A 20,573-nucleotide genomic window follows, 5' to 3' on the forward strand; every position below is an offset into this window, starting at 1 on the left:
GGGATCTCGGTGCTCTGTGGGTCATTGAAGGTGTGGGCAGCTACGGGGCTCAGATCGCCCGCCAGACGACACGTGCCGGCTACCAGGTAGCTGAAGCCGCCAGAATGGGCCGCGCCGGCCGCCGCGGCATCGGCAAATCCGACCCGATCGACGCCCAGCGCATAGCCGCAGCAGTGCTCCCGCTCCCCGAAGAACAACTGCGAACTCCGCGGATGGACGCGGGAGTCCGAGCCGCAGCCCAGATCCTGCTCACTTCCCGGGACGGGCTCACCAGCGAGCGGACCAGGGCCGTGAACGCCTTGACCGCCCTCGTGCGCATTGCCGAACCTCGGCATCGATGCCCGCCGTCCCCTCGGCACCAGGCAGGTCGGCGAAATCGCCCGCTGGCGCCCCCGCGAGGAGGACCTTGGCACCACGACGGCTCGCACCGAGGCCATCCGGCTCGCCAAGAGGATCCTCGCCCTTGACAGCGAAATCGCGGACAACATGATCCGGATAGGCGAGCTCGTGGACGCCAGCCCTGCCGCAGGGCTGGCCGAGGAAACCGGAATCGGTCCCGTCACCTCCGCTACCGTCTTGGTCGCCTGGTCCCACCCGGGACGGGTTCGCGACGAGGCCGCGTTCGCCGCCCTCGCCGGAGTGAGCCCCATCCCCGCCTCCTCGGGCAACACCACTCGCCACCGCCTCAATCGCGGAGGCGACAGGCGCCTCAACCGCGCTCTCAACGTCATCGCGATGGTCCGCATGGTGCATCACCCTCAAACCCGTGCCTACGCTGACCGACGCCGGACCGAAGGCAAGACAGACCGCGAGATCCGCCGCTGTCTCAAGCGCTACCTCGCCCGACGCCTCTACCGCCACCTCAACCACGCCGCCGCGGCGAAAACGGGGGTTGACGGGACATAGAAGCTTCATAGAGGCACCCCCCAGCGCACTGACGGATACCTCAGCGGTGCAAGGGGGGGGCCAGGGGCCGGCCCTGGAGCCCGGACTCTCCACCACCCGACAGAGACCGCGGCGCCTCGCCGGTGAAGAGCTGCACACCTCAACTGGCGCGCAGTCAGGAACTATCAAACAAGCAATGTAACTGGGGTAGTTGACGGTTACTGACTGGCTGCGGACAGGCGGCCGTCGAAGGTGACGTCGAAGCCGTCCAGGCTGATGACGTCCGACACGCGGGCGACCTCCTTGGGGAACTCCCCGACACGCCGGGCACTGAGCCCGGCGCCGTCTCGCTAGCGGCTGCCACCCGCCGGGTGTAGCGTCGTGATCCAGCAGTCGTGGTTCCGAAGTCCCGTTCGCCCGTGATCGCCATCACGGGCGTTTCTTGCGTTTCGACGTCTCTCTTTGGACCAGGGCGATCACCTCCCGGGCACGCAGGGTGCGGGCCCACATTCCCTCGAAGGAGACGGCCATGGCCAAGGGCACCGTCAAGTGGTTCAACAGCGAAAAGGGCTTCGGCTTCATCGAGCAGGAAGGCGGCGGCCCCGACGTCTTCGCCCACTACTCCAACATCGCCGCCCAGGGCTTCCGCGAACTGCAGGAAGGCCAGACGGTCGAATTCGACGTCACCCAGGGCCAAAAGGGCCCCCAGGCGGAAAACATCCGCCCCCTCTGATCGCACCGCTCCCGCACGGCCCGGCAACCACACCACACGATGCCGGGCCGCGCCGCTGGTGCCGACAGACCCACCAGCCACGGCCGGATCGTCGACCCGACCCCAAAGGACCCCCCGGGGCGGATCACCGGGCAGACCGGTCTGCCTCACAGCACCCATCGTCCCGTTCGGCGCGTGCGCCGGGGACGCCAAGCCGGCAATGTTTAACGTGGCAGAGGGCCGCACCGAGAAGTCCGACGCCGTGGTTGCCGTAGCGCGCGTACACCACGAAACGGCCCCGGCGCGTGCCGGTCATCAGACCGAGGATGCGCAGCAGAGGTAACCGTGGCAGCAGACCGACCGCTCCCCGGCCACCGCGTTCACCGGGCCCGGTGGACGCACAGCGGCCCTCGACCAGCCGGGCAAGGATCAAAAACCGGAAAGCGGCGGCCAGGGCGTGCAGCATGGCGGCGGCGCAGGAGGCGTCGCCCGGGTCCAGGCTCGGGCTCGGGCGTGGGCGCGCAACAGCGTCACCGGCCCGGCCGGGCGGCTCTGCCGGCGCTGACGTTCATGACGCCGGACGTGAATCTGCCGACGGTGGTGGCCGCGCCGGAGGCGGCGTCGATCGGACAGACGCCGGACGGGGCGCTGCCGATCGTCATCTTCGACAGCCGGTTGGCTCGCGTCCACCACGTCGACGGTGACGGCGCGCTGGTGGACGACAAGTCCACCCAAGACCCGGCCCAGCCCACTCACCTGTCGGGGGCCTTCGAAGCAGCCTGTGCGCCCTGTCCCGCACAGCAGTACCGATGCTGGTGCACCGGTCTGCCGCGACTGCGCGGGCATCGCCCGCGACTTCTTCTGCGACCGCTGCGGCTTTGAAGGGCCCTTGCTCGGCGGTCGCCTCTGCGAACGCTGCACCCTCGCCGACACCCTCGGCCGCCTCCTCGGCGACAGCACCGGCCGTGTCGCTCCTCCACTGCAACCGCTGGTCACTGCCCTGCTGGAGATGGACCGGCCCAAGAGCCGCCTGATCTAGCTCCGCAACCCCAACGTCGTCCGCCTCCTGTGGGGCTTGGCCACCGGCACCATCCCGCTCACCCACGACGGGCTGCACCAGGAAACACCCTGGCGAACCGTCGTCCACCTGTGACTTGCTGATGGACAGCGGCGTCCTGCCACGCGTCGACCGGCAGCTAATGCTCTACCAGCGTTGCTGACCGAACGGCTCGCCACGTCGAGGACCCCGAACACCGTCGGCACCTTCAGCACTTCGCCATCTGGCACCAGATGCGGCGCCTACGCAGCAAGGCGGAGAAGGGACCGCTGGGACGCTCCCAGACCAGCCAGACGAAACAGGAGATCACCCAGGCCGGCGCCTTCCTCACCTGGCTTGCCGACCGAGGGGCCGCACTATCGAACATTGCCTGAAGGCCGACCTCGACGCCTGGCACACGGAGAAGCTGGCCACCCGGCGCCCGGCCCAGACGTTCCTGCGCTGGTGCATGAAGACGAACCGGATGTCCCGCCTCACCCTGCCACCCCAGTTCATCAGCCAAGACCAAGCGCCGCTGCATCAGCATCGCCGACTCGCCATTCTCCAGCGGGCCCTCAACGATGACTCCCTGCCCCTGCGGGCCCGGGTCGCCGCCGCGCTCATCCTCCTCTACGCCCAGCCCGTTCCCCGCATCGTCCGCCTCACGGTCGACGACGTCCTCGACGACGGGACCACCGTCACCGTCCGGCTGGGAAACCCGCCGTCTCCGCTTCCGGAACCCGTCGCCGACATCATGCGGGCATGCATCCAGTCCTGCCGGCACCTGCTCTACGCCTGCAGCAGAAGCTCACAGTGTTCTTCCCCGGCCGCCACCCGGACAGCCGATGAACCCGGTCAGCCACCAAGTCCACCTGCGGGAGATCGGCGTCCCTCCGCAGCGCGGCGGGACCTCCGCGATCCGGCAACTCGTCCTCCAGGCCCCGGCCCCCGTCATCGCGAAGGCCCTCGGTTACCACGACGAGACCGCCACCCGACTGGTCACCGAAGCCGGAGGAACCTGGGCCCGATACGCCCCGGCGACCACTCACGGTGACGCCAGGACCGACCTCACCGAGGAATGCGCGACACCTCAACATGCGAGCCCACCAGTCCCAAGGCCGTGCCCTGACTGCCAGCCCCGCGCCCGCTTTGGCCTTGGCGTGGCGTCGGCCCCCGTTAGGGATGTGCCTCATTTCCGCGACGAGTCCTCGCCGGGCTGCAAGCACCGAGTCCTGGTCCCGCTGCTGCTGGAGGTCCGAATCATCCGGCTGTTGCGCCATGGCAGATACGCACCTGCACAGGCCACTCAGTATTGGCGACGCCATCACCCGACGCGTCGGGTGATGGCAGACAACCTCTATATCCGCTCGTCGAGGAGCCGTACCAGTTTGCCCGTGCGCGCATTGACTGTGAGGCGGTCCGGCTCAACCCACTCCACGGCCAGCGGATGCACCTTCCCGAGTGCCACTTCCTCGGAGAACATGGGCCGTTGGACAGCGAGCTTGCCGGTGAGAGCAAGTTCCAGCGCTTCGCGGTCGGCCCGGTGTGTCGCACCGCATGGGGTGTCGCTCGCCAGGCGCAGCAGCAGCTCGTCCAGCCCGTCTCGGTGGCGGAGCACGACCTGCATGCCGGCGATCAGCCCGTGATCGTCCACAGCGGCCAGTGCGGTCCGCAGATCCTCCAGGTAGACCGTGACCACGCCGACTCTGGCGCCTTCTTCCGCACGGCCGAGGAGTCGGAAGCGACGGCGCGGATAGTCCGTCCACTCGGCCATGTCCCCCACCGGGTAGCGGATGACGGGCATCAGATGGCGGGCGAGGTCGGTGGCGACCACTCGACCCGGCCGGCCAGGTCGAGTGACAGGCTCACCGGTCTCCGGGTCGACCAGTTCGACCACCTTGTCGGCGGTGAGGGCCTGGTGCACGCGGGTGTCGGTCACACCGGGCACCGGAGTGGCCAGTACCCCCGCGTCGACGCTGGCGTAGCCGATCGAGCGCACGGTGATTCCGGGAAATGCCTCGGCGAGCAGGTCGAGTTGGTCGTTGTAGATGGCCTCGCCGCTGTAGAGGGCGAGACGGATGCCGGGCAGCGAACCAGCAGTGTCGATGACGTGACGTGCGAGGCGGCACAGCGCAGTGGGCGGCGCGGCAATGACGTTGACGGAGAAGTCACTCAGAGCGGCGACGGTGAACTCCAGTGGCGCCGATCCTGCGATGGGCAGTTGGACTGTGGGGACGGGTGCTTCGTGCAGGAGACCGAAAGTGAACACGAAGCTGGAGTAGAGCGCACCCGCGTAGAAGAGGTTGGCCACGCGGTCTCCGGCGCGCAGGCCCGATGCGGGCAGTCCGGTGCCGAAGCTGCGGCACATCCCCTGCCACTCCTCGCGCGTGTAAACCGACACCTTCGGCGACCCTGTGGTCCCCCCGCTCTGGAAGACGGGGCCGTCGATGTGGGGGCCGGTCAACAGGCGGCTGCTCTCCACGCCGTGCGAGGCCCAGTAGGCGGTGTGGTCGGTGATCGGCAGAGCAGCCAGATTCGACGTTCCACCGGACAGGTCCGCGTAGAGATCCCGGTAGAAGGGCGAGTGTTCCCGTACGAAGGCTATGAGTTCAGCGATCCGGCGGTCGTTCAACGTTGCTCAACTTTCTTTTGCGGGTCTGTCATGTGGTGTGGCACACGACGTGCGGCCTCGATCCTGCCGCCGTCGTATGGACCTCGAGAAGCTTGCCGAGCACGGGCGTGCATGCGGTGCCTGAGTCCCCGAGACCGTGCTGCCCTTGTCGATGAGCGGCCGCCCCCGTGCCGTTACCAGCCGGTGGCACGGCTGCTCGATTGATCTCTGTCAAAGGTTGCGTTCGCGCCGGTCCACGACCGCGAGCAGCTTGCCGCTTGCCTCCGTTCGCTCGAAGGAGTCGTGCCTGGCGTGCTCCACGTCGAACCTGAGCAGTCCGTCACGTACCACCGCATCGCTGAGCTGCGGGTACCTGTCGAGGAAGATCTTTGCGACCTCCGCATCCTGCTCCCCGGCGTCGCCCTCCAAGCGCAGGGTCAACCGTTCGCTCCCAGCGTCCTCATCTAGCAGGACCTGCACAGCACCGTGGTGGTCCAGCGCCTCCTCGGCCACTGAGACAAAGCGCCGATAATTCAGGAAGTGGCTGCCACTTCGGAAGATGTCACCGAACCGTCCCAGCAACTCGAAGCGGGGGGTACGACGCCCACACGGGCAGTCGCCTTCCATCCAGCGCCCCAGGTCACCGATCTCGTAGCGGTCGAGCCTCTGCCCGCGCCGGGTGTGCGCGGTGAACACCAGCCTGCCCGTCTCGCCCGCCGCTGCCGGCCGGTCCTCTTCCATATCGAGGATCTCCAGAGTCTGCAGGCCGCTGAAGAGGTGGTGTGCCCGGGCCGGAGAGTGGCTGCACTGGTAACCGAGCGGACCGGCATCCACACTGCCGTAGGCGGCCGAACGGATCACTTCGACTCCGAACTCGCGCCGCAGCCATACCTGCTGACGCTGCGGAAAGTGCTCACCGCCGTAGAAGATCTTCCGTACCCTGCCGTCCCGCCGCAGCTCCTTCTCGCCCTCGGTGAAGACGCGCAGAAGGTAGTTGGGCATGCCGAACAGTGTGTCGACCTCGTGCTCCACGATTGCGCGGGCCACCATCGCGTGGTCGTCCTGCGCTGCCATCGGCAGCTGCACGGCGCGCAACTGCTCCAGCACGGAGAAGAAGCTGAGGAAGCCGCCGTACAGCTGCCCGCCGAAGAAGAGGTTCATCGCCCGGTCGCCGCACGGATCGAAGCCCGCGGCCAGCACACCCTCGGCGCCCCACCGCATGTGCTCGTGGTAGTCGTCCCAAGTGAACGCCGACAGCTTCGGCGCGCCCGAGGAACCCCCGCTGCGGAAGAATACTTCGGCGCGCGACACATCGCCCTGCAGTCGCTCGAACTCCGCCTTGGGGGTGATCTGCACGGGCGGCGGCAGCAGGTCTCGGGCGCCTACGAGATCGTCGAGACAGGCATCGGTGGCGAACCTGCCGTCAAGCTGCGCGTCGACCCGGCGGCAGTACCGCTGCAGCGCGTACACGCCGTCATGCGGTTCGCCGTTGTAGCTGGACAGCATCTGGCCGGGAACCGTCACGCGCTGGGCGCCGGCCGCCAGTACCGCTGTGGCCAGTACCGCTGTGTCGGTACGGCTCGCGCCCATGCCGACCGTCTGCAGGTAGTGGCGCATCGGGCGCAGCACCTCTCCGATCCGCTCCCGTGGCAGCGGCTTGACCCACACACTGCGATGCAGTGGGGAGGCCCTAAGCGCGCTGCGGAGATCGGCCAGCACGTGCCAGCTGCCGTCGTCTGCGGCGTGTACCCGGGTCAGGCCCAGGTGTTCCTCGAGCCGGGTCACCAGCACCGTGTTGGTGATCTCGGCGCTCTCCAGCAAGCTCGGCTGAGCAGGCTGCGAGGCCGCTACGGACTCGGCGAGGATTGCGGCGAGACGTTCCGCGAAGGCGAGGACCTCGTTCTCCTCGTGGGTGTCCAGATAGACCACCTGAGGGCTGGAACACGCCTGCTGGTCGAGCCGGCAGACGTCGGCGGCGATGCCCTGCAGCACCTGGGGTGACGACCAGGCATCGGCAGTGAGATAGGCGAAGGACAGTTTTGGTCCCCAGTCGACCAGTCGGCATCCGGTCCGCACCAGCGCGGCGATACCGGCAATGGCCTCCTCACCTCCCCAGGCGGCCACACCGTCAGCAGCTGCGCACAGCTGCTCCAGCCAGGCGGTGCGGGACGAAGGGAAGCCGAGGACCACGATCCGCTCGGCGATGCGCCCCGTCTGATCGTGTCGGGCGAGCTCGGCGAGCAGGTCATGGGTGAAGCGTCTGGAGCCACTGGTCTTGACGACATTCACGTTTCCGCCGAGGAGCCCTTCGATCACGCTGAGAGCGCCGACGGCAGGGGCATTGCCCGGAGCGACGTGGACGAGGAGCCCCAGGGGCAGCCACGCCTCATACACTTCGCGCCGCAGGTCGAAGCGGGCGAGGCGCCCAGGGTCGATGGCGCCGAGCTCGCGCATGAGCTTGGTCTCCAGCGCCTCCCGCCCCAAGGCCGCGGCAACTTCCCGCAAAGTGTGCGTCACCTCGCCCCCGGCAAAGCCATCCTCACGCATCCGCTTCGTCAGGCGCCCGGTGAACGGGTTGGCGGGGTCGGTGAGAGCAGTGGCCAGGCGGTCGCAGGCTGACAGCACGGTCAGTGCGCTCAAGGGCCTGGCGAGGGCGTCGCGGGCGAAGTCGTCCAGTTGGTCGAGGCGGCGCTCCGCCTCGGCCTCGTCGATCCATTCGCCCTGCCAGTAATGTTCCTGACCGCTCGTCATGAGGCTCCCTTGAGTAGTTCGGCCGCGGCTATCGCACAGCTGCGGTTGCGGCTCAGTCCGGCTCGGCCATGCACCGTGAACCACGGGGTGGCCAGCCCGCAGCCGCACTCCTCGGGGGCATGCTGCGAGACCAGGTCCCCCAGGAGCACCGACTGCGCGGGAACCGAAGTGATGTACGGAGAGATGAACTGGGCGTAGCCGGGCTCCCCGTGGGGCAGCGGTTCCAGGTTTTTTACCGAGCGCACCAACATGCGTGACCAGGTGGGAACGTGCAGGTGGTGGCGCGGGCATTCCATGTAGAGCACCGAATGCTCCACGGAGCCGAACCCGTCGCGGATGCGTTCGTCGGGGATGCCCAGCTGGTCATGGATGCGCCGGTACAGCTCCGGCTTGGCGATCTGTTGGTCCGCGTGGCCCTTCCAGCCACCACCGAACACCACCAACGACTGCTGGGAAAGCCTCAGTTGGGGCAAACCGAGCTCACGCATCCGGTCGAGTACGAAGGAGAGGAAGGCGGGGAAGCCGAGGATGCGGACGGGAGCGCCCTCCTCGGCGTAGCGCACGAGGGCCCTGATACAGCCGAAGGGATCGAACTCGTGGCCGCTGCCAGTGTGTTTGAGGGCGTACTCGACAGACTGCACCTGCGTGAACTGGCACAGGTACTCGTCGGTGAACGAGGTACCGAGATCGAGACCGGGCCGCGGCTGGTAGTTGGAGAGCAGGTAGTTGACGGGTTCCTCCTCGTCGAGCCACCCGTAGTGGTCAAAGACCCGTGCGACCATTCGCTGCCCTGCGCCGAGCGTCCAGTCGTCGAAGAACATCTGGGACTTTTGGCCCGTGGTGCCCGAAGATGTGAGCCGTACCTTCACCTCCTCAGGTGGTACGGACATGACCTCATGTCCCTTGAAGAAGTTGGCGTGCACGTATGGCAGCCGCGCCAGATCTGCTGTGCTCTCCATAGGACGATTGGCCAACTGACCGGCGGTGAGGAGACTGGCGAAGAACGGTGAACGTGCGGCATGCCAGGCGTTCGACTCGTTCATTGCGGCAATGAAGAGCCGGTCGACTTCATCGCCCGCGGCGTAAGGCTCGGCGATGTCGCACAGACGCTGCACGTGGGCGAGCGCGTCCGAATCGGGTACGGATACGGGCCGGAGATATCGGTTCACTGACACATCCCGGTTCATTGGAAAACCTCGCGAGTATTGAGGTATTGCAGCTTCCACAGGTCGATGTATTGCTCGACGAAAGGCCTGAAGGCAGCGTCGATCGAAAGGCCACGGAAGTCCAGCGGCTCAAGGGTGCGGGCCATTACCACGTAGTCCCGGAAACTCGTGCCGTTCCGGCACATCGCTGGATAGGCAGCCGCCGGCAGAAAGCCGCATGCGAGTAGTTGCCGGAGCTCTGTGAGGCAATCGAGGGGAACGAGTGTCTCGATGTACGACGCGCCGTACTCCCCGAGCCGTTGGATGGCGAATTCGAGATCCGCGCCTACGGCCGCGAAGCCGGGTGTTGTGCCGATCAGCGTGCAGTAGCCGTCGGAGCGGCTGAGCTGGGCGTACACCTCGTACGCGCCGTCAGTCGCCGCAAGCAGGACGTTGGGTGCGTGGAATGGGTAAAAACGCTGGGCCGGATCAGGCACAGTGTCGGCGAAGCGACGCTGCACGAACTGCGGCGCGTCGAGCAGCTCCACCTCCCGGTCCGGGGTGCGACGCGCGTAGAGTTGCGGCAGGGGCTCACTGACGAATTCGGTGTCGGTCGGGAACCCTGCAGACTCCAACGCTGCTACCAGACCGCCGAGTTCTTTGGGTACAGCGGGCACGGCACGACGCCGATCCAATACTCCTGGGCGGTGCCGGGCAAGGAGGACCATGGTCTCGTGGTGTGCCGCCTTACGCAGATTGGGGAAGATCCCCAGCGCACGAAAACCGCTGCGCAGGCAATTCCGCTGCGGGGCAACTGTGACGGTGCGAGCGGTGGCATAAACAGAGTCAGCCGGGAAATCACCGCTCAGTAGGGACTCGGCGAGCTGACGGACCGCCTGTTGACCGGCCCCGGATCCGCGTACGGCGTGGTGGAGGACGAGCCCTTGCATCTTGCCGAGCCGGTTGACCGGGTCGATCGTCCCGAGGATCGACCCCACCACTTGTCCCGTTCCAGCGTGCCTGGCCACCAGCCAGGTCGTCAGAGGTGAAGCGATCTCCAGGGCCATCACTTCAGGGTCGGTTCCCAGCGGCAGCGCGTAGTCACGCCCGTAGACGAGACGGTAAAGCTGAAGTAGCCCTTCGATATCGTCGTCGCTCGCGGCGGAAAATTCGAGCGCCAATACAACCTCCTTATGGGCACGGCTCCACCCGCGGATCTTTCACGGGTCGCCGCAATTAGCCGATGACGTGCGGGCGACCTGTTCAAGGAGCCCGCTCTGCACCGCTCTGAGGATGGTCAAAGCGGCGCGATGCTGCGGTGCGTGGGACACCGCCAAAGAGGAACAATGGAGCCAGCCTGCCCTCGTCGGCGACCGGCGTACTCCACGTTAGCGCGATTTACAGGGCACCGATCACAGAGATGGCGGTGAACTGGCGCAATAAATACGGTGTGCGACAAGGATCACAGAAGAGGCAGGAGTCAATTCGTTTATTACAAAACGAAACTTGCACATGGTGAGGTCTCTGGCCTCGATCTTGCATGAGGGTCCGTCAGCTTGCTGGCGGACCCTCTCGGCTTGTTTCGGGGCGGAGAATCCTGCCGGTGGGCAGGTTGGTGGCCCCCTGTCTGTCGCGTCGGGTGGGCGCCGGGTTCCACGGCTCCGGTCGGGGGTGCTGCTGCTCGTAGGGGCGGGAAGTTGCTGGTCAGCCGGGGTTCGGCACCGCCGTGAGTCGTTGCAGGGCGTCGGTGATCACGCAGGTCCAGGGGCCAGTGCCTGGCGAAGCGGAGGATGTGGCGGCGTCCGGTGGTGAGGAGTTGAGCGGCCGCGGAGAAGAGCCGCAGTCGCAAGCGGCGCGGCTCCCATTGGCGGGTCTGGCCGGTGAGGGCGAGCAAGGGCATCCAGGCCAGGAGGTCCAGGGCGATCTGGACGGTCTCCAGCCAGATCCGGTTCTGTGCGGCGTCGTGGAGGGGAGGTTGCGCAGGCCGGTGGCGCGGGCGGCGCGGATGCGGTCCTCGGCGCGTGCCCGCTGGCGGTGCCGCAGCTCCAGCTCGGCGATCGGGGTGTTGCTTGGTGTTGGTGGCGAAGCAGGTCAGGGGCATGCCCTCGGCGTCGGTGAAGCGCAACTGGGCACCAGGGTGCGGCCGTTTCGATCAGCCGCATGCCCAGCCCTTGAGGCATTCGCCGTCGAGTTCGGCCAGCCAGGCGCCGTCGCGGATCTCGCCGTCGGGCTCGACGGCCGGCGTCCAGGCCGATGCGGGGACCTCCAGGACAGCGGCGTGGATAGCGTCAGTGATGGTCATGCCGACCGAGTAGGACAGCCACAGGCCGCGGGCGGAAAGCCAGTCGAGGAATTCGCGGGAGTCCCCGCCTGAGTCGGTGCGGATCAGCGTCTGCCATCCCCGTCGGTATCTCTTCGGCAGCTGCCCCAGGGCCAGGCGGGCGGCTTCGATGTGGTCGGCGGCGGTGTTGCTGCCCCCGTTCCCAGGCCGCAGCAGCCCGGCCACCGGCTCCCCGGACCCGCCCCGGCCGTGGGCGACGAACCCCATCAGCGGATGGTGCCCGAAGGTCTTCTTCCAGGTCGCGGCCGCATCCTGCTTCTCCGAATGCGCGAGGACGAGCACCCCGTCCAGGTCCACGACCACCTGCCCGGACGCCTCCGGCGCCGCGTCACCGGCCAGTCCCCATACACGTTCGCGGACTTGAGCACGGGCGTGCCGCAGTGCGGTCAGCGCTGCGCGCGCAGCTGACTGCGGGTCAGTCTGGCGGCGTCGGCCGGCGTGGGTGCGGCGGTCAGGATCACGCGGGCGCGTGGTGAGTCGAGTCCGGGTTTGCCAGTGCCGTGAAAGGCCGTGAGGGCGGCCGGATAGTACTCGCGCAAGTGTGACCGGAGCCGGTTGATCATCTGCTGCCGGTCCCAGATCGCGTCCTGGTGTGCGCGGGCCAGAACGGCGACGGTCTGCCCGGCCTCGCTGTCGTCGGGCAAGGGACGGTGGGCGTGCCGATCGGTCCGCAGGATGTTGGCCAGAACCCGGGCGTCCGCCGCGTCGGACTTGGCGCGCGAGACGCTGCCGCGATCGCCATAGCGGGCTGCGGCAAGTGGGTTGATCGCGTAGATCTGACGGCCAGTGGCCCGCAAGCTGGCGACGAGGAGCCCGCGTGGCGTCTCGATGGCGACAGGAATCGGATCCTCTGCAGTGTCACCGTGCCGGGTCAGAAGCTCTATGAGCGCGTGGAAGCCGGCGCTGTCATCGCTGATCCGTAGCTTGGCCACCTGGGTTCCGTCCTGGTCGACCAAGGCTATGTCGTGGTGCCCCTCCGCCCAGTCAATGCCGCAGAAGATCTTGTTCAACCCTGTACCTCCGTACGAATCTGCAGGTCAGTCCCACGCGGAGCACGCGGCGCTCTATTAGAAGTGCTCCAGGCACGCCATCTCATGAGCCGTTCGTGTCTCGAGCGATCGACAGGGGCCTCGGTCGGTTGCGTCCAGGGAAGTGGTGTACGGGTTCGACCTGATCCGGGGTTTGCTCCGGCATCGGGATGGTGCCCGCGATAGATGAACGGCCACCGGCTGATCTTCGAGGTGTCGAAGCCTCGAAGGAGATCAGCACGATGACCGCACCAGACAGTCTGCCCCTGCATGCCCTCGCGGAAGACAACCTCGCCGCGGCGAGTGCGGATCTGCTGCGCGCGATGGTCAAGACGTTCGCCGACGCGCTCATGTCCGTGGAGGCCGACGCCCTCTGCAACGCCGAATACGGCCAGGTCAGCGACGAGCGCGTCAACCACCGCAACGGCTACCGCCCACGCGAGTGGGACACCCGCGCCGGCACGGTCGAACTCACCGTCCCCAAACTGCGGCAGGACAGCTACTTCCCGCACTGGCTCCTCGAACGGCCCCGCCGGGCCGAACAGGCCCTGATCTCGGTGGTCGCCACCGCCTACCTGCTCGGCGTCTCCACCCGCCGAGTCGAGAAACTCGCCGAGTCCCTCGGCGTCACCCAACTATCGAAGTCCCAGGTCAGCGCGATGGCCAAACATCTGGACGAGCAGGTCGCCGCGTTCCGCAACCGGCCCCTGGACGCCGGCCCCTACTCGTTCGTCTGGGTCGACGCCCTCACCCAGAAAGTCCGCGCGGGCGGCCACATCGTCAACGTCCACGCGCTCATCGCGGTCGGCGTGAACGCCGACGGGCACCGCGAGATCCCCGGCATCGACGTCGCCACCGCCGAAGACCGCGCCGGCTGGCTCGCCTTCCTGCGCTCCCTGACCGCCCGCTGCCTGTCCGGCGCCCAACTGGTCATCTCCGACGCCCACACCGGCCTGGTGAACGCGATCGGCGCCACCCTGCCAGGCGCGTCCTGGCAGAGGTGCCGCACCCACTACGCCCGCGCACTGCTCAGCCAGGTCCCCAAGTCCGCTCAGCCCTGGGTCGCGACACCGCTGCGGACCGTCTTCGAGCAACCGGACTCCGACGCGGTCCAGGCTCAGATGAGGCACGTGATGGACGCTTTGGAGGCCAAGTTCCCCAAAGCCGCAGCCCACTTGGATGCCGCCCAGGCGGACTTGCTCGCGTTCACGGCCTTCCCGCGGGAGATCTGGCGGCAGATCTGGTCGAACAACCCGCAAGAACGCCTCAACAAGGAGATCCGCCACCGCACCGACGTCGTCGGGATCTTCCCCGACCGCACCGCCGTGATCCGTCTGGTCGGCGCGGTACTGGCCGAGCAGAACGACGAATGGACCGACGCCCGCCGCTACATGGGCATCGAACTCCTGGCCAAAGCCCGCCGCCACCCGATCGAGTCAGAAAGCGACGATCCCGCCCTGCCCGCCGAACTCACCGCATAGCCTCAAAACGAGATCACCGAGTGGCCGTCAATACCCCACTCCAGCGCACGTGACCTCGTTCTCCGAGCGAGAGGAGATCGCGTTGCTCAGGGCCCAGGGCAAGGACGGCCTGGACGAGACTCGTGATGGGGGTGGTGGAGCAGCGGAGTCTGCGGAGGAGTCGCCAGTTCTTGATGGTGGCATGGCTTGTTCGACGAGGGCTCGGATCTTGACCTGGGATCGGTTCACGGCCTGCTGACCTGCCGAAAGTGTCTCCCTTCGGACGCGGAACGGAACCCGGACCGTGCCGCGGGCGCCTTGACCTTGTCCGCCCAGCAAGGTATCTGGGCCTGGTCGAGGGCGTTGATGATGCCGTGTTCGCGGGCCGCGCGAACGTCGTGGACAGCCCCTGGCAGCGCGGGCGAGGCCCACAGCAGCCGCCGGACGGGTCGGTGAGGACCTGTGCTTCTTATGCCTCCCAGGGTCAAAGAGCCGGTCTGCGGCGATCCGATCGATGGTCAGGAGCGTCCCGTCGAGCAGGACGTATGCCTTCCTCGAAGCAGCCCGGACGGCCTCGTCGAGGGTCGGTGCGAGCGCGCCCAACAAGTCGACGGCCTCGGTGATGTAGCGGTAGACCGTGCTCATCCCGATCCCGAAACCTGCTGCGAGTTGGGCGTACGTGGTTCCGTTCCGCAGATGCGGTCAACGCCAGCAGGGCTTGACGCCCGACTGGAAGCCGGCGCCAGCGGCTCTGGTTCCGACGGCGGTGTTCTCGCAGGCAAGCGGCAAGGAAGGACAGGGATCGACTGGACACGTCCAGCCCGCACGCGTAGACAAGCGCACGAAGCCTCTGGTGGGTACCGGGTGATCTTGGTCGTGAACCCGTCTACCAGGGGCTTCGCTCATCTGTCCAACCAACTGGCCAGCTCACAGATCTTGTTGGCAAAGACTCACTGTTCGTCGCCCACCGCCAGCTGACCGAGGCCATGAGGCGGAAGCAGCCCCTCCACGGCTGAAATGCTGCACCACCGCATACGGGCAGAACAAGACGGCAGAGACGTACATCCGGCCGTCGCCGGCCGCCACCGGAAACGATCTCGGCGGCGGCCGAACCTGTGTGGAGAGCCATGCGCTCCACACAGCAACCTCCCCGGAATGGTGAAACCAGAACCATTACGGTGAGTCATCTGTGCTGGGCCCAGAGCCTGTCCGCACTGGTCAGCCGGATCCGCACAACCAAGCTTTGGGAATCCTCAGCGCAAGCCCCGCCCCGTCTCCAGCACGTCCCGGGCCCTCGTCACCAACCCGTCCGCACCGCACGAACGGGCAAGCGCAAGGCCCCGGTTGAGTTCCGCCACGGACCGCGCGGCGATCCCGTACTCGACCCGCGCGGCGGCGTGCTCGTACTGGCAGGGCGAAGCCTCCAGGTAGGCCACGGCCTGCGCGGCCAGGCGAACCGCCCGCTGCCCCGTCTCCAGCGCCGCGGCACACCTCAGGGCCTCGCCGATCGCCGTATCCGTTCCGAACCGCTCAGCCTGCCGACGGGCGTCCGAGGCCAGTTGCGCGGCCCGGACAGGATCCTCCGTGGCAAGGGCTCGGGCGAGGTTGAACGCCCAGGGGAGAACGACCGGATTGTGGTGGCCACGCGCGGCCGCGTCCTTCTCGGCCTCCTCCAGCTCGTTGATGCCGTCCGTGGTGCGGCCGACGGCGAGCAGCAGCCGGCCGCGGACGGACCGCGGGTCGTGCATCACCATGGGGGACGGATAGGGCGGTGCGAAGCCGTACTGGTCGGCGATGGCCCATGCCTCCTCGACATGGCCGCGGGCCAGCAGGACGTCGACGAGGTTGCTGGTGGCGCACCAGTAAAGGGGCAGTCCGCGGCCGACTCGCTCGGCGAGGCGCAGCGCCTCGCGCAGGGACGCCTCCGCCTCCCTGAGCCGGCCGCGCCTGCGGTGCACGAGGCCGATGTGGGCATGGGCGAGGGAGAGGTGACCGCCGCTCCAGCCGGCCTGCTCATAGGTGCGCAGGGCTTCGTTGTAGAGGCTTTCGGAACGGTCGAGGCGGTCGGTGTAGGCGTAGGAGTTGGAGAGCATCAGCAGGAGTTCGATGCCCCACTCGGTGTTGGTCCAGCCAAGCCCCGGCGCCAGTCGCCCGTTGACCAGTGCCCGGTCGCACGCTTCAACGACCTCTTCCGCGCTCTCTCCCTGGAGCAGCGCGTCGAAGCCGCGCAGCATGAGCAGGGCGCGCTCGGAGTTGTTGCGGCCGGTGCAGGTGCGGGCGAGGCCGGCGAGACGTTCGGAGCGGCCCGGCGAGTTCGACTCGCCGGCGTAGATGCCCTCCCACATGTACTGCACGGCCTGCAGCCGCAACCTCGCGGGCCCGTCCTCGTGCCGCGCGGCCTCCGCCTCGACGGTGCGGACGGCCTCCCCCAGCTGGTCGTTGTGGAGGAGGGCCTGGGAGAGGCGGACGACGGCGTCGACGCGCTCGTCGGCGTCGAGGCCGGGCATGGCGAGCGCGGACTGCAGATGGTCGATGGTGGTGGCGGGCGCGGTGAGCAGGGTGGCGCAGCCGAGTTCGAAGAGCACGCGCGCGTGGACCTCCGGAACCGGCGGTTCCAGCAGGGCGCGTTCGAGACAGCGCCGGGCCGCGTCGGGCGCGCCGACGGCAAGGTGTTCACGGGCCGCCTCACGCAGCTGCTCGACCAGCTCCTCGTCGTCGTCCGGGTGCACCTGGAGCAGATGCCGGGAGGCCATCGCGGCGCCGAGTCCCGAGTCCGTGACGACCTGGGCGGCGATGCCGTGCATCGCGGTGCGCAGGGCGTCCGGGATGGAGTTGTAGACGGCGGAGGCGATCAGCGGGTGCACGAACTCCAGGTCGCCGTCGCCGATCTGGGCGTTCGCCGGGTCGGGTTCGGTGAGGATGCGGGCACCCTCGAGGAGTTCGGCGCAGCGCGCCGCGTCGGCGTGGCCCATGGTGGCGAGCTTGGCCACCAGGCCGACGGAGATGCCGGTGCCGAGGATCGCGGCCGCCCAGGCGAACCGGGTGGCGTCGATGCCGAGTTCCTCCAGGCGGGCGACGAGTCCGCCGCCGCGGGCCGAGCGGTTGAGGGCGCGCAGTTCGGCGGCCGCGTGCTCGGTCGGCTCCAGCTCGCTGTCCTGGACCTTGGCGAGGAGTTCCACGGTCTCGTACGGGTTGCCGCCGGTGACGGCCCAGACCTCGCGGCAGAACGGGGCGTCGGCGTGCGCGCCGAGGGTGGCGCGGGTCAGGCCCGCGGTGGCCTCCGGGGTGAGGGCGCTCAGGACGGCCTGGGGCTGCCCGGCGGCGGCGGCGACCGACTCCAGATAGCGGGCGCCCTCGCCGCCGACCTCCCCGGGCCTGCGGGCCATCACGACCAGTACGGACAGGTCGTCCAGCCGCTCGGCGAAGGCGGCGAGCCAGCGCAGCGTCTCCAGGTCGGCCCAGTGCGCGTCGTCGATCAGCAGGACCAGCGGCCAGTCCCGGCGGGCCAGCCGGCGCACCCCGGCGACCAGGCCGTCGGTCACGCCCTGCGGGTCCGCCTGGCGTTCGCCGGGTTCCGTGATGCCGAGGGCGGGGCCCGCGATGTCGTACCAGTCGCCGAGGTACTCGCGCGCCTCCTCCGGCATCAGTGACACCAGCGCGGGCTGGAGCAACTGCCGTACCACATTGAACGGTACGGACTTGAGGGTCTCGCCGCCGCGGGCCGACCAGACCGTGCATCCGCGCCGTTCGGCGATACGGCGGGCCTCGGCCAGCAGGGCCGTCTTGCCGATGCCCGCCTCGCCCCTGATCACCAGCAGGCTGCCCGAGGACGAGCGGTCGGCGCACAGGGTGTTGAGCGCCTCCTCGACGGCGGCGATTTCCTCGTCGCGCTCCCAGAGGGAGGCCGAGGCGGCCTCCGTGGGCCGGACCTCCGTCATCCCGCTACCTCCCCAAGTCGCCCGAACGACGTACAGACCTCGAGCGTAGCCGTCCGGTCGGGGAAGCGGAGCCCGGTCCGGGTACCTCTTGCCGTGATGGGTGACAGCCGGTGCGGGGAGGCGACGCGCCGGGCCTGTGATCTGCCCTTCGAAAGGTAACCGACAGTCAAAAGGCGCTGAGATGACGGTCTTTTTCGGACAACGCCGGGACGTGCGCAATGCGTCCGCGGTACGGGCCCTGGTGGCGGGGTCGGTCGGCAACTTCGTCGAGCGGTACGAGTTCGGGGTCTACGGCTACTTCGCGACCGTGATCGCGGCTCGCTTCTTCACGCCGGAGGGCGGCAGCGAGGCCGAGACGCTGGTGAGGACGTACGCGTCCCTCGCGCTCGCGTTCTTCTTCCGGCCCGTCGGAGCGGCGCTGTTCGGGCGGCTGGGCGACCGGATCGGGCGCCGTCCGGTGCTGATCCTGGTGATCGTGCTGATGACGGCGGCGACGACGATCGGGGCGCTGCCGACGTACGCCACGGCCGGAGCCCTCGCTCCTTGGCTGCTCAACACTGCTGCGGGTGCTCCAAGGGCTGGCCTCGGGTGGGGAGTTCGGCGGTGCGGTGGCGGTGATGACGGAGTGCGCGCCGCCGGGCCGGCGTGGGCTGTACGGGTCGTGGCAGTCGTTCACGGTGGCACTGGGGCTGCTGGGCGGCGCGGGGGTGGCGGCGCTGCTGGCCACTGTGCTGACTGAGCGTCAACTGGGGGACTGGGGCGATGGGGGTCGCCCCGCTCGAGCGAAGCCGAGAGTGGGGGAGGGTGCCGTTCCTGCTGACGTTGCCGCTGGGACTCGCGGCACTGTGGCTGAGACTGCGGCTGGAGGAGACACCGGCGTTCCGGCGGGAGGCCGAGACCGTGAGCCCGCCCGGGCGCGAGGTCGCCGCGACCATCGCGCTGGGCGCTGCACGGGTCATGGGCTGGGCGGCGGCCGGCTACACCTTCCTGGTCGTCCTCCCCTCGTACCTCCAGAGCACCCTCGCCGCGACCTTCCAACAGACGCTGCTCGCAACCGTCCTGGCCAATCTGGGCTTCGCGGCCACCATCGTCCCCGCGGGCCTGCTGAGCGACCGATTGGGGCGGCGGGCGGTGATGCTGACGGGAGCGCTGCTCGTGGCTCTGCTGGCGCTGCCGCTGCTCAACCTGCTGCAGGATGCCGGAGTTTCGAACGTCGCGAAGGGTGCGGCGGTGTTCGCCGCGGGAGCGGTGGTGGGCCTGATGGCGGGCCCCGGCCCGGCGATGCTCGCGGAACTCTTCCCCACGAACGTCCGCTGCACCGGCCTGGGACTCGCCTACGCCCTGTCCAATGCGGTCTTCTCCGGCTGCGCCGGGCTCATCATCACGGAAACCGTGAAGCGGACGGGGAGCGTCGACATTCCCGGGTACTACGCGGCGGCGACCTGCGCGGTGAGCGCGCTCGTGCTCGCCAAGGGCCCCGGACGAAAGGCGGGTTGAGCGGATGCGGGTCATCGGGCTGATGTCGGGCACGTCGTACGACGCCATCGACGCGGCGGCGGCCGACCTGAGCCTGAGCGGTGACAGCCTCGTGCTGAAGCCGCTGGGGATGGTGAGCGAGGCGTACGAGGAGGAGCTGCGGGACGCGCTCGCCGCCGCGCTGCCGCCGGGCGGGACGTCGCTGGCGGAGGTGTGCCGGCTGGACACGGGGATCGGGCGGGCCTTCGCGGCGGCGGCCGTCCGGGCGAACGCCGAACTGTGCGGCGAAGAGGCCGAGTTGATCGCCTCCCACGGGCAGACCCTCCACCACTGGACGGACGGCGGCCAGGTGCACGGGAGGCTGCAACTCGGGCAGCCCGCCTGGATCGCCGAGGCGACGGGGCTGCCGGTGGTCGCCGACTTCCGGCCGCGCGACATCGCCGCCGGCGGACAGGGCGCGCCCCTGGTGAGCCTGGTCGACCTGCTGTGGCTGCGCGGCCGCCCCGGCACACCCGTCGCCCTCAACCTCGGCGGCATCGCCAACCTCACCGCCTCCGACGGCACGGCGTTCGACACGGGCCCCGCGTGCGCCCTGATCGACGCGGCGGCACGCGGTTTCAGCGGCGGAAGCATGGCCTACGACGTCGACGGGGCCCTGGCCGCGCGCGGCACCGTCCACGAACCGCTCCTGCACCGCCTGCTCGACGAGCCGTACTACGCGCTGCCTGCGCCCAAGACGACGGGCAAGGAACTCTTCCACCTCGGTTACCTGCGGGACGCGCTCGCCTGCTTCGGCACCCTCAGGGCGGAGGACGTGATCGCCACCCTGACCATGCTCACGGCCCGAACGGTCGCCGAGGCGGTACTCGCCCTCGACGCCACGGAACTGATCGCCTCCGGCGGAGGAACCAGGAACCCGGTGCTGATGACCATGCTGGCGCACCGGCTCCCGGGCGTGGAGCTCCGCACCTCCACCGACTTGGGACTCCCGCCGCCCGCGAAGGAGGCCTACGCCTTCGCCGTCCTCGGATTCCTGACGGCACACGGCCTCCCGGGCACCTCCCCCACGAGCACCGGGGCCCGGCACGCGAGCGTGCTCGGGTCGATCACACCTGGCCGGGAGGGGTTCCGGCTGCCACCGCCGGGCGCCCGGGCGCCGGAGCGGCTGGTGGTGGTGTGACGGCGGGGCA

At 68.6% G+C, this 20,573-nt stretch carries 12 protein-coding genes and 5 pseudogenes; 8 read left to right on the forward strand and 9 right to left on the reverse strand.

Going from position 1 to position 20,573, the window contains the following annotated elements; genetic code table 11:
* Positions 1 to 32: 32 nt before the first annotated feature.
* The 3 genes and pseudogenes from ACGFYN_RS00005 to ACGFYN_RS00015 form a co-directional block, all read left to right on the forward strand.
* A pseudogene (locus ACGFYN_RS00005) lies at positions 33 to 260 on the forward strand (IS110 family transposase); the annotation flags it as partial.
* 58 nt (positions 261 to 318) lie between these two features.
* Positions 319 to 906: a transposase gene (locus ACGFYN_RS00010; RefSeq protein WP_393863401.1), complete on the forward strand. Its 588-nt coding sequence runs from the start codon at positions 319 to 321 to the stop codon at positions 904 to 906.
* A gap of 508 nt (positions 907 to 1,414) precedes the next feature.
* On the forward strand, positions 1,415 to 1,618 hold the full coding sequence (locus ACGFYN_RS00015; protein ID WP_393863402.1) for a cold-shock protein: 204 nt from the start codon (positions 1,415 to 1,417) through the stop codon (positions 1,616 to 1,618).
* A gap of 124 nt (positions 1,619 to 1,742) precedes the next feature.
* On the opposite strand, the gene ACGFYN_RS00020 is transcribed toward ACGFYN_RS00015, so the two are convergent.
* Positions 1,743 to 2,063, reverse strand: coding sequence for a transcriptional regulator (locus ACGFYN_RS00020; protein WP_393863403.1), 321 nt, complete (start codon positions 2,061 to 2,063; stop codon positions 1,743 to 1,745).
* A gap of 47 nt (positions 2,064 to 2,110) precedes the next feature.
* On the opposite strand from ACGFYN_RS00020, the gene ACGFYN_RS00025 reads away from it, so the two are divergent.
* Both ACGFYN_RS00025 and ACGFYN_RS00030 read left to right on the forward strand, forming a co-directional pair.
* Positions 2,111 to 2,479, forward strand: coding sequence for a hypothetical protein (locus ACGFYN_RS00025; RefSeq protein ID WP_393863404.1), 369 nt, complete (start codon positions 2,111 to 2,113; stop codon positions 2,477 to 2,479).
* Positions 2,480 to 2,486: 7 nt separating this feature from the next.
* Positions 2,487 to 2,636 (forward strand): hypothetical protein, encoded by a 150-nt coding sequence (locus tag ACGFYN_RS00030; protein WP_393863405.1) that lies wholly within the window; start codon positions 2,487 to 2,489, stop codon positions 2,634 to 2,636.
* Between the two features lie 1,354 nt (positions 2,637 to 3,990).
* Here the strand turns inward: ACGFYN_RS00030 and ACGFYN_RS00035 are convergent.
* The 6 genes and pseudogenes from ACGFYN_RS00035 to ACGFYN_RS00060 form a co-directional block, all read right to left on the reverse strand.
* The gene (locus ACGFYN_RS00035) at positions 3,991 to 5,265 is read right to left on the reverse strand and encodes a phenylacetate--CoA ligase family protein (protein WP_393863406.1); all 1,275 of its coding nucleotides are present in this window, start codon (positions 5,263 to 5,265) and stop codon (positions 3,991 to 3,993) included.
* Between the two features lie 210 nt (positions 5,266 to 5,475).
* Entirely contained in the window at positions 5,476 to 7,995 is a 2,520-nt protein-coding gene (locus tag ACGFYN_RS00040; protein WP_393863407.1) for an acyl-CoA reductase, read from the reverse strand.
* On the reverse strand, positions 7,992 to 9,164 hold the full coding sequence (locus ACGFYN_RS00045) for an acyl-protein synthase (protein WP_393863408.1): 1,173 nt from the start codon (positions 9,162 to 9,164) through the stop codon (positions 7,992 to 7,994). Before ACGFYN_RS00045 ends, ACGFYN_RS00040 begins: the two co-directional genes overlap by 4 nt.
* 14 nt (positions 9,165 to 9,178) lie before the next feature.
* On the reverse strand, positions 9,179 to 10,321 hold the full coding sequence (locus tag ACGFYN_RS00050) for a GNAT family N-acetyltransferase (RefSeq protein WP_393863409.1): 1,143 nt from the start codon (positions 10,319 to 10,321) through the stop codon (positions 9,179 to 9,181).
* A gap of 523 nt (positions 10,322 to 10,844) precedes the next feature.
* A pseudogene (locus ACGFYN_RS00055) lies at positions 10,845 to 11,874 on the reverse strand (IS1380 family transposase); the annotation flags it as partial.
* A 2-nt stretch (positions 11,875 to 11,876) separates the two neighbouring features.
* Positions 11,877 to 12,491 (reverse strand): annotated as a pseudogene (locus ACGFYN_RS00060) (IS110 family transposase); the annotation flags it as partial.
* Positions 12,492 to 12,751: 260 nt separating this feature from the next.
* Between ACGFYN_RS00060 and ACGFYN_RS00065 the strand changes: the two are divergent.
* Entirely contained in the window at positions 12,752 to 13,990 is a 1,239-nt protein-coding gene (locus ACGFYN_RS00065) for an IS256 family transposase (RefSeq protein WP_393863410.1), read from the forward strand.
* 13 nt (positions 13,991 to 14,003) lie between these two features.
* Here the strand turns inward: ACGFYN_RS00065 and ACGFYN_RS00070 are convergent.
* Positions 14,004 to 14,789 (reverse strand): annotated as a pseudogene (locus tag ACGFYN_RS00070) (transposase family protein).
* Between the two features lie 433 nt (positions 14,790 to 15,222).
* Entirely contained in the window at positions 15,223 to 17,907 is a 2,685-nt protein-coding gene (locus tag ACGFYN_RS00075) for an ATP-binding protein (protein ID WP_393863411.1), read from the reverse strand.
* A 181-nt stretch (positions 17,908 to 18,088) separates the two neighbouring features.
* On the opposite strand from ACGFYN_RS00075, the pseudogene ACGFYN_RS00080 reads away from it, so the two are divergent.
* Both ACGFYN_RS00080 and ACGFYN_RS00085 read left to right on the forward strand, forming a co-directional pair.
* Positions 18,089 to 19,404: pseudogene (locus ACGFYN_RS00080) on the forward strand (MFS transporter).
* A gap of 4 nt (positions 19,405 to 19,408) precedes the next feature.
* Positions 19,409 to 20,563, forward strand: coding sequence for an anhydro-N-acetylmuramic acid kinase (locus ACGFYN_RS00085; protein WP_393863412.1), 1,155 nt, complete (start codon positions 19,409 to 19,411; stop codon positions 20,561 to 20,563).
* Positions 20,564 to 20,573: the final 10 nt, after the last annotated feature.

Origin of the sequence: Streptomyces sp. NPDC048419, from assembly GCF_043200415.1 — a bacterium.
GTDB lineage: Bacteria > Actinomycetota > Actinomycetes > Streptomycetales > Streptomycetaceae > Streptomyces.

Excerpts from the sequence above, each read along its gene's own strand:
- ACGFYN_RS00020 (WP_393863403.1), bottom strand. The coding sequence starts at position 2,063 with ATGCTGCACGCCCTGGCCGCCGCTTTCCGGTTTTTGATCCTTGCCCGG.
- ACGFYN_RS00065 (WP_393863410.1), top strand. The coding sequence starts at position 12,752 with ATGACCGCACCAGACAGTCTGCCCCTGCATGCCCTCGCGGAAGACAAC.
- ACGFYN_RS00075 (WP_393863411.1), bottom strand. The coding sequence starts at position 17,907 with ATGACGGAGGTCCGGCCCACGGAGGCCGCCTCGGCCTCCCTCTGGGAG.
- ACGFYN_RS00040 (WP_393863407.1), bottom strand. The coding sequence starts at position 7,995 with ATGACGAGCGGTCAGGAACATTACTGGCAGGGCGAATGGATCGACGAG.
- ACGFYN_RS00085 (WP_393863412.1), top strand. The coding sequence starts at position 19,409 with ATGCGGGTCATCGGGCTGATGTCGGGCACGTCGTACGACGCCATCGAC.
- ACGFYN_RS00015 (WP_393863402.1), top strand. The coding sequence starts at position 1,415 with ATGGCCAAGGGCACCGTCAAGTGGTTCAACAGCGAAAAGGGCTTCGGC.